Below are 9,298 nucleotides of genomic sequence, written 5' to 3'. Positions count from 1 at the left end.
CGGATTATTTCAGCCCCATCCCGCAAGGGTGGGGTATCGACATCCGGACCTTGTTTGGAGGGCTGAAGGCCTGAATGAAATTCATGCTTATTTTTTCTATGGCGGAATCTGGGTTCAAACAGAAATTTTTATGTTGCGTTTTTGAGCAATCGTAAACGATAAAAGAGCGGGCAATCCGCCTGTCGTAAACGACTTTGGCGAATTGCCCATCTCAAAACAAAAACGACAATTTATGAAAAAGTTATAGACTGATTTTTACGCCCGCAAAGAAGCTGCGCGGCATACCCGGTCCGTAAATGTAGGCCGAGTCACGCGCCGGTCCTTTGTCAAAATCGTCTTGGAATGCGTTAAACATATTTTGTACACCCGCGTAGACTTGCATCGTATAAATACTGTACAGCGGGAAATTATATGACAGACGGCATCCCATCTCGAAGAATGCGGGCGTTTTGAACGTGCGCGGGCCGTAGGTCGTCGACGTTTGTCCTTCACCTTGCTGCATACGATCTGCGTGGATCGTTGCCGACGGCTTACCATTGAACAAGGTTAGGCTACCATCCTCTTCGGTCGGGATTTCGTGGCCTGTCAGCATATTGCCCGTGTAGTTTCCGGAAACAGACAGCGTAAAGTCGCGCGTAAAATTAACCGTGCTTACGAAGTATGCATAGAGATTCGGCGTGCGATACATGCGACGTGTTTTGTAGCTGTCGTCTTCGTGCCACTGTTGTTCTTCATTCCAGAGGCTCTTTTGTGCCGTCAGGCCGGCCTGCAACTGCCACGTATTCAGATACGCGATTTTTCCTTCAAAATTCAGTCCGTAGACCTTAGCTCCTTCCGAATTCTCACGTATTTTCAGGATTTGATCAACGCCTTTCACTACGGTATCTTTTTGATTGAAACCGAATGCATCGACCAGATTCGTGTAGAATCCTTCGGCCAACAAGTTCAACTGCCATGCGCCCATGCGGTGATACCAGTCTATCGACCCGCTGAAGCTGTGCGACGTCTCTTCTTTCAGGCCCGGTGCATTCTGCGAAATGATCAGGTCGCCGCCGGCATTGTCGACGTGCAGGTCTTCATCAAAAATCTGAGGAGCTCGGAATCCTTTGCTGTAACTCAGTCGGAAGCTGAAAGCCTGAGACGGGTTGTAGCGCAAGTTGACACGAGGGCTGAAGATCATGTCCTTCACGAGCGAATGCTTGTCCAAACGTGCACCGAGGAGGATGCTCCATTTGTTGTTTTTCCATTCGTTTTGCAGGAAGGCGCTCTGCGTACTCACCTTTTGCATGAGGGGAGCTTCACGATAGCCGCTTACGTCGTCGAGTTTGTCGTGTGTATATTCCAACCCGGCCGTAAGCGTAGCGGGCATAAACAGCAGTTTGGGCATCTCATAAGCATACTGCGCGCCGAACATGTGCGTCAGGCCGCCGGTCCGTCCGTACGAAGCCATACGTTTATTCAGTTCGAGCATATCTTCGTTGCTCAATCCGTTGCTGATTTTCGGGAAGAAGTTATCGCCCAACTCTTGGTCGATCTGTTCGTCCGAGATGCCGGGGTTGGCCTTTTTCAAATCTTCGATAAACTTATCCCGTGCGTTTTCGATATTCTTTTTACCCTCGGCCATGATCTCATTGGCCGTTTTGTCTCCTCCTCCGTAATAACTTTTACGGTCGACTTTCATAAACGAAGCGTAGGCATTGAAGCGATGTCTTCCGTTCGGGCTGAACAGACTGTAGTTCAGACTTCCGATATTGTTTGTGTGCTCCAGCTGTTCGGCTACGTGTGCATTGTGCGGCTGTTCTTTGAGCAGGTCGCCACCACGACGAAATTCGTGCGTGTTGTGATATTCGGCCGTCAGTTTCGAGTAGTGGCTCGGCTTGATGAACGCGCGGAAGCCCAACGTGCGGCCGTCGAGCACGGGCGTTTCGGTATATCCGTCGCCATCATGGTCGTAACCTGAGCGATGACGCGTCTGTCCGAACATTGTAGCCCCCATTTTATGATTGTCTGAAACGATCGATCCGTTAAAGTTCGTCGTGTTCTCGAAGGTGTTCAGCCCGCCTAAAGCGCGTGTCTGATGGGAGATACTGGCCGAATTGTTGAGGGGCTCGCGTGTGATGATATTGATCGTTCCGGCGATGGCCGATGAGCCGAACAGAGCCGAACCGCCACCGCGTACCACCTCGACACGTTCGATCATATTGGCCGGAATCTGCTCCAGTCCGTACACACCGGCAAGCGCGCTGAATACCGGACGCGAGTCGATCAGAATCTGGGAATAAGGACCGTCCATTCCGTTGATACGCACCTGACTGAATCCGCAATTCTGGCAATTATTTTCTACACGCACACCGGGTTGAAATTTCAATCCCTGCGAAATGTCGGTCGATTGTGTCCGCTCGAACAGTTTCATGTCAAGAACGTTGACCAGTGCGGGCGCTTCGCGGCGCATCGTCTCGCTTCGCGTTGCGGAAACGACAACCTCGTCGAGCGACAATGATTCCTCTTCGATCAGGAAATTTACTTCAAGCAAGGTGTTGGCTTTCGTCGTTACTTTTTTCGTCACTTTCTTGTATCCGATAAAAGAAACTTCGAGCGTAAGGTCTCCCACAGGCAGGTCTTTCAGCATGTAGTGTCCCGTTGCATCGGTCGTTACACCGATGGTGGTACCTTTAACAATGATGTTGATAAAGGGCAGGTGCTCTTTCGTTTTAGCGTCTTGCACATGTCCCGTAATGTTGGCATCTGTCCCGCGTTTTATTTGTTCGGGACTTTCATTTGCTCCGTCGGCCATCATCAGCGACGGGAATAAAAATAAACTTAAAAATAAACAATAGAGTGATTTCATAAAATTTGTTGTTTAAAATATTTTGGATAATGATGAAACATTACATCGCGCGGCTTCGTCAGCATGCGTATGTGTATACGAATGAAGACAAAGGCCGGTACATGCCTTGTTTCGTCTGTTAAAATTTTAGTAATAAGTCCTGATGTGCTGTGTTTCGGTTTATACAGTACATCACCATACCGAATGGTATGGAAATTCCGTTCAAAAACCTGCAAAAAAGGAATGAACGGAAAATGAGCATTGTTTTAGCAGTAAGGAGGTCCGCGGAGGGATAACGTCGTTATTCCGCGTGTTATACTTTGACCGATCGTTCGGCCGACGATGGTCGCCGAAAGCAGCGTAAAAGGTCGTGAAAGAATAGCCGGCAGGAAAGCGAGCATCAGCCATGCGGTCAGGGATGCAATGGTGGCAAACCCCACAGAAGTGTGGGTGTGGTTTCCTGTGTCAGGCGTGTCGGAATAAGGATGGGAGTGGGTAACCCACTGCCCGTTGATACGGTGCGTATGGTAAAAAAGAGTCGTGCAGCCTGCATATCCTATAAACAGGATAAGCAGCCACCCGGCTATTATCTTTTTTACTTTTCGCGTCAACTTCATCGCATTGCTCCGTTCCAAAGGATGATATGAGATGTTTGCCGAATCATCCGGAAAACACCCATTTTAATCCGGCTGCAAAGTAAAAACATTCTTTCGGATTATACAATCCCTACTATTCGGTATATTTTTTTGTTTGTTGTAGAGTTTTGGTTTCTATGATTTTGTGTTGATGTTTTCTTGGAGAGCGTAGAGGGGAAAAACAGGTGTGTCTTTCTCTTGAAAAGGAATTTCCGTCCAGTAAAAGCTTGGGAACTATGGTGTTTTTCGTATCTTACTCTAAAAAGACTTCTCCCGATTTCTTCTTTCTTTCATATTCTGTGTGTATATGTATATATAATGAGAGCAAAAAATAATAGCCGGCAGCATTCGTAGTCAACAACTTGTTGTGTCCATTTTATTAATTTTCTCATAATCCTGGTTTTTAGCTAACATGTTCCAGATGGCTACAAGCATCTTACGTGCTATGGCCACCTGCACCTTCATCCTGTGCCGTAGCAAACATTTTCATGTCAACACCTGCTTCTGCTATTATGGCAGCGGTACTTCTTTCCTTCACTCCATTGAATGTGCTGAAGACGTTTCATCTGTGCTTCGAGCACGCGAATAGACCATCAATCAATTCCGCAGGGCTTGATTTTTTTATTCCATCAGCATAAAAAATGAAGTTTTTTATGTAAGTTTGTATCATTATTCATTCATAAAAAGAGGTATATCATGAAACAAGTAGGGATGATACTATTCGTGCTTTGTCTGTTCGCTGCTTCGTGCAGTAAAGACGAGAAAGTGTATCAAAGCGTATGGAGTGAGGCTTATCCGTGGATGGGTAAAATCATGACCGATGCGGCGAATGGAAAGTATAAGGATCTTAGCGGTCGCGATGCAAGGGTTTCGATCGAGCTGTTCACGTGTGAGGGACAGTTTTACGTAGGGTTAAATTACGGTCGTTCGGGAGGAATAATATATGAGGAAGTACGCAGCCTGAACGGAGAAGTCGCTACGACTTTGGAGGGTCAGTACAAGCGTGTGGGAATGATTTATCCGATCGAAGAAATCCGTCCCGATGTGTTGCGGCGGTAGGAGGCCGGGAACATCACGTGTCGGAAGCTCCGGGTAAGAAGGAAGGCCGTTGTTCGGAGAGGGCGGCGACTTATCCTTCGCGTCGCGCGGCGTCGATGCGCAAGAAGATAAAAAGGAATATGGTGAACCCCCAGAGCGAGGAGCCTCCGTAGCTGAAGAACGGTAGCGGGATACCGATTACGGGTGTCAGGCCGAGTACCATCCCGATGTTGATGACTAAATGGAAGAAAAAGACGGATGCCACGCAATAGCCGTAGACGCGGCCGAACTTCGTGTCTTGTCGTTCGGCCAGGCTTACCAGCCGGATGATTAAGGCCCCGAAAAGAAACAGCACACAAATCGAACCGACAAATCCGAACTCTTCGCCCACGGTGCAGAAGATAAAATCCGTATCTTGTTCCGGCACGTATTTCAGTTTCGTCTGCGTGCCGTTCAGGAATCCTTTACCCAGCAGTCCGCCCGAGCCGATGGCAATTTTTGACTGGTTCACGTTGTAGCCTGCCCCGCCCGGATCGTCTTCCAATCCGAGCGATACGCGGATACGCTGTTGCTGGTGAGGCTCGAGCATATCGTTGAACACGTAATCGACCGAGAGCATAAAACCGATCGATGCCACGGCAAACAGCGCGATCAGCGCGTAAGACCATGCCAAATTTTTGAGTGAAAGGAAAATCAGCATCAGTACGATAACGCCGATGACTCCGACAACGACCCATACGAAATTGACGGGCTGATAGAGCGATAGCAGCAGTCCGCCCGCCAACGCTACGCCCAGCACATACAGCATGATACGTACCGCCAGCCTGTCGCGGCGCAGATACAGCACCAGAAAAAGCGTGATGACGAGTGTCAGGCTCGCCACAATCAGCTCGCCCACAGGCGTTATGCCTAGCATCATGTCGTTATACTTCATGACGATGACGAAGAATGTCACCGCGCAGACACTGGCCAGCAAGATATACCCCGACATGCCTTCGCGGTAGAGCATCAGCCCGAAGGCCAGAAAAACGAGCGCCGTACCCGTCTCTTTCTGCATCACGACGCAGGCCATCGGCGCCAGAATAAGCAGCAGAACGAGTGTAAAATTGCGAAACGTGAAAAGGTTGAAGTTGTACGAACTCATCAGCTTGGCCACGGCCAGCGCCGTGGCGAATTTGGCAAATTCGGCCGGCTGAATGCGCAAGGGACCGAGCACTAACCACGAGCGCGAACCTTTGATATCGGGTGCCAGAAAAATCGTGGCGACCAGAAGCAGAAAGACCGCCCCGTAGATCGGAAAGGAAAAGGTCTCGAAGAAATCTTTGTCGAGCATCAGAATGACGAAGATCACCGCCAGCGCCGTCCCCATCCAGATAAGCTGCGATCCGGGACGTCCGGCCGGGTCGAACAAGCCTGCCGAATTATATTCATAGCTTGCCCCGCAGATGCTGAACCATCCGGCGACGACCATCAATATATAGAATAAGATCGTCAGCCAGTCTACCGATCTCCATACGCTTGTTCTTCTAGGGTACATGGCTTGGTAAAATAACAGTGTTTAAAATACGGGCTTCATACATGCCTTTGCTCTCGGGCGTTACCTCCCCGTAGAAATATCGTTCGAGCATCAACCGTGCCATTGGCACGGCGATCGTAGCTCCGAAGCCTCCGTTCTCGACGTAGACGGCGATCGCCACCTTCGGCTGGTTGTAAGGCGCGAACGCCATGCAGGCCGAGTGGTCTTTGCCGTGCGGGTTCTCGGCTGTACCCGTTTTGCCGCATACTTCCACGTCCTTCATGTTCAACCCGCGGCAAGTCCCCCCCACCACGGCGGCGCGCATGCCTTGCGCGATCACCTCGTAATGTTTCGTGTCTACCAACGTCGGTTTCCTGTGCGTGTAGATCGAATCTAATGCGGTATCCTCGATCTCCTTGACCACATGCGGCACGATGTAGTATCCCCGGTTGGCAATCGTCGAGGCAAGGTTGCATATCTGCAACGGGGTGGTCAGGATTTCTCCCTGGCCGATGGCAATGGAGATGATTGTACTCGAATTCCAGCGTCCTCTGTAGTACTTGTCGTATACTTTACTGTTGGGGATGTAGCCGCGCTGTTCGCTCGGCAGATCGATACCGAGCTGATAGCCGAAGCCCATCGAAACCATGTAGCCCTTCCATTTCTCGAACGCGTCCTGTACGCTGGGGTAACGTTTGCGACTGTCTAACATGTCGTGCAGCCCCCAGCAGAAATACGAGTTGCACGATGTGGCAATGGCCGGCACCAGTGCCAGAGGTGATCCGTGCCCGTGGCAAGCCGGTTTCCCACCTCGGAACGTATATCCGCGGGCGCAACTGTACATCCGTTCCGGCGTGATGACGCCCTCCTGCAGGAAAGTCAGCCCCTGTGTCGTTTTGAAGGTCGAGCCGGGCGGATACGTTCCCATGATGGAACGGTCGAAGAGCGGTTTGAGCGGATCGTTTTCCAACAGCAGATGGTTCTTGCCGCGTTGCCGCCCAACAAGCAGATTCGGGTCGTAGCTCGGGGACGTGGCCAAGCAAAGCACTTCGCCCGTCGACGGCTCGATCATGACAATGCTCCCGAGTTTGTTTTGCAGCAATTGTTCGGCGTAGATTTGCAGTTCGATGTCGATGGCCAGTTTCAGGTTTTTTCCCGAAACGGGTGCCATGTCGTGCAGCCCTTCTTCGTAACGCCCTTTGATACGCCCGTGCGCATCGCGCAGCAGAATTTCCACCCCTTTCTCGCCTCGCAGCACTTTCTCGTACGAACGTTCCACACCGGCGCGACCCGCATAATCGCCTTGCACATAATAATCGTCAGCCCGAATGTCGCGACGGTTCACCTCGCCGATATTGCCCAGCAGCAAGGCGGCGTTGGGGTAGGTATACTCCCTGACGGTACGGTTCTGAATATAGAAGCCCGGAAACTTGTAGAGTTTCTCCTGTAAGATACCATATTCGTGTGTCGAGAGCTGATTCATGAATACTTGCGGAACATACGACGAATACCCGGGGTTGAGCGAGCGGTTCTTGATGTCGGCAATCCGCTTGTCGAAAATCTCTTTCGTAATGCCTACCGTACGGCAGAAGTCGAGCGTGTCGAACGGTTGTATCTCGCGCATGATGAGCATCACGTCATAGGCCGGCTGATTGTAGACGAGCAATTTGTCGTTGCGGTCGTAAATCACCCCTCGCGCAGGGTAAAGCGTTTTTTTCAGGAAAGCATTGTTATCGGCCGAAGCTTTGTATTCCACATCGATGATCTGCAGGAAAAACAGGCGTACGACATAAATGAGAATCACAAAAATAACCGCCCCGATCAGAATAAACCGGCGGATTTCGTATGCGTATTTCGTTTTAGGATTCTCCACTTCGACCGCCGGGATTGAATGTTTCGACAATAAAGACGCATAGCGTTGTCAATGCGACACTCGAGAGAATACGCAGCAAGAGGTAAAGCGGGTCGAAGAGCGAGATGGATTCGATCAGGAATAACGTCAGATGATGGATGAACACCACTCCAAGCGTGTATTTCATGAACGAACCTGCGCCCAATGAGGCATACGAAGGGGTAGCGTCTTCTATGATGTCACGGTCGACCAAGGCCGTGAGTAAAGGGCGACGGATCAATCCGATGAACGTACACGATGCGGCATGCATGCCCAGCGTATTGGAAAAGATATCGATCGTCACTCCCGTCAGGAAAGCGACCCAAAGCACTTGTACCCGGGTGAGACCGAGAGGGATTTTTAGAATGATATAGAGATACAGGAAAGGCGTGGCGAGATGAAACAGATGAATGTCGTTCAGCACCAGCACCTGCAACGCCACAAAGACGGTGAAACTTACCAATATGTTAAGTAAATTCTTAATCATTCTTCTGTGCCTCCTTTTCTACTTCGAGCCGTTCCTGCTGATAATCGTTCCGAATGACTCTGACCACTTTCAAGGTCGTAAAATCGGTCGCCAACTTTACTTTCAACGAATAGAACGTATAATCGCGCTTTTCGTCAAACTCGGCCACCGTGCCGATCATCACACCGGGCGGGAAAACGGCCGAATAACCGCTTGTTACGACGGTATCGCCTTCTTCGAACACCGCATGTCGCGGCAATTCTTCGAGATAGGCATACCGTGTGTCGCGCCCGTCCCACGAGAGCGAACCGTAAAAATTTCCGCGCTGGAGTCTGCTGCTGATTTTCAGTTTGGGATTCAGCAACGGTATGACGACCGAAAAATGCTCGCTTACTGTCGAAACGACACCGACAATCCCGCGCGTGGAAACGACGCCCATGTCTGGCTTCACTCCGTGATGCGCTCCTTTGTTGATGGTGATGTAATTCGATAATCCGGCAATGCGGTTATTGACGATTTCGGCCGTGATATAATGATAAGGCAGCGCGACCGAGTCGGTAAACAAACTGTCGTACGAGAGTGCCTGTGCCTTCAGCAGATCGATTTCCTGTTGCAGCTCCATGACCTGTAACTCCAGTTGACCGTTTTGTTCGAACAAGGCATTGTTTTCCTCGCGCAGTCCCATGTACGACTTGGCCGACCCGGAAACCGACAGTATATGCCCGACTATCGTACTCGATGAACTGAACATCAGGTTTCGCTGGTACGCATGGTTATGATACAAAAGCATACACGAAACAATTTCGAGTAGAAAGAATAAAATCCAATGCCTTTTTCCGATCAGGAATTCAAGCAACTTCTGCATAGTCGAAACAAGTATTCGTCCGTACGTCTTCGCAGCTCAGGAACGCCGGATAGGCGGCAT

General features: G+C 50.2%; 7 protein-coding genes. 1 reads left to right on the top strand and 6 read right to left on the bottom strand.

Going from position 1 to position 9,298, the window contains the following annotated elements:
• Positions 1-241: 241 nt before the first annotated feature.
• Positions 242-2,797: a TonB-dependent receptor gene (locus tag Q4A89_RS07370; RefSeq protein ID WP_303184632.1), complete on the bottom strand. Its 2,556-nt coding sequence runs from the start codon at positions 2,795-2,797 to the stop codon at positions 242-244.
• A gap of 296 nt (positions 2,798-3,093) precedes the next feature.
• Complete coding sequence (locus Q4A89_RS07365; RefSeq protein ID WP_303184628.1) at positions 3,094-3,444, bottom strand: hypothetical protein; 351 nt, start codon at positions 3,442-3,444, stop codon at positions 3,094-3,096.
• Positions 3,445-4,158: 714 nt separating this feature from the next.
• Between Q4A89_RS07365 and Q4A89_RS07360 the strand changes: the two genes are divergently transcribed.
• Entirely contained in the window at positions 4,159-4,521 is a 363-nt protein-coding gene (locus Q4A89_RS07360; RefSeq protein WP_303184626.1) for a hypothetical protein, read from the top strand.
• 70 nt (positions 4,522-4,591) lie between these two features.
• On the opposite strand, the gene rodA is transcribed toward Q4A89_RS07360, so the two are convergent.
• The 4 genes from rodA to mreC are packed head-to-tail and all read right to left on the bottom strand — an operon-like array spanning position 4,592 to position 9,238.
• Positions 4,592-6,037, bottom strand: a complete 1,446-nt coding sequence (gene rodA, locus Q4A89_RS07355; RefSeq protein ID WP_303184625.1) for a rod shape-determining protein RodA — start codon at positions 6,035-6,037, stop codon at positions 4,592-4,594.
• On the bottom strand, positions 6,027-7,889 hold the full coding sequence (gene mrdA, locus Q4A89_RS07350; protein ID WP_303184631.1) for a penicillin-binding protein 2: 1,863 nt from the start codon (positions 7,887-7,889) through the stop codon (positions 6,027-6,029). The genes rodA and mrdA overlap by 11 nt, the downstream gene beginning before the upstream one ends.
• A complete protein-coding gene (mreD, locus tag Q4A89_RS07345) occupies positions 7,876-8,394 on the bottom strand; it encodes a rod shape-determining protein MreD (RefSeq protein WP_303184623.1) in 519 nt (172 codons plus the stop codon). Before mreD ends, mrdA begins: the two co-directional genes overlap by 14 nt.
• Positions 8,387-9,238: a rod shape-determining protein MreC gene (mreC, locus tag Q4A89_RS07340; protein ID WP_303184622.1), complete on the bottom strand. Its 852-nt coding sequence runs from the start codon at positions 9,236-9,238 to the stop codon at positions 8,387-8,389. Before mreC ends, mreD begins: the two co-directional genes overlap by 8 nt.
• Positions 9,239-9,298 lie beyond the last annotated feature (60 nt).

Source organism: Tannerella sp. (assembly GCF_030528505.1).
Lineage (GTDB): Bacteria > Bacteroidota > Bacteroidia > Bacteroidales > Tannerellaceae > Tannerella.
This window is presented reverse-complemented; position numbering and strand designations above follow the sequence as displayed.

Bases quoted from the DNA above. Each gene is read 5' to 3' on its own strand.
- Q4A89_RS07370 (WP_303184632.1), bottom strand. From the start codon at position 2,797: ATGATGGCCGACGGAGCAAATGAAAGTCCCGAACAAATAAAACGCGGG.
- Q4A89_RS07365 (WP_303184628.1), bottom strand. From the start codon at position 3,444: ATGAAGTTGACGCGAAAAGTAAAAAAGATAATAGCCGGGTGGCTGCTT.
- Q4A89_RS07360 (WP_303184626.1), top strand. From the start codon at position 4,159: ATGAAACAAGTAGGGATGATACTATTCGTGCTTTGTCTGTTCGCTGCT.
- rodA (WP_303184625.1), bottom strand. From the start codon at position 6,037: ATGTACCCTAGAAGAACAAGCGTATGGAGATCGGTAGACTGGCTGACG.
- mreD (WP_303184623.1), bottom strand. From the start codon at position 8,394: ATGATTAAGAATTTACTTAACATATTGGTAAGTTTCACCGTCTTTGTG.
- mreC (WP_303184622.1), bottom strand. From the start codon at position 9,238: ATGCAGAAGTTGCTTGAATTCCTGATCGGAAAAAGGCATTGGATTTTA.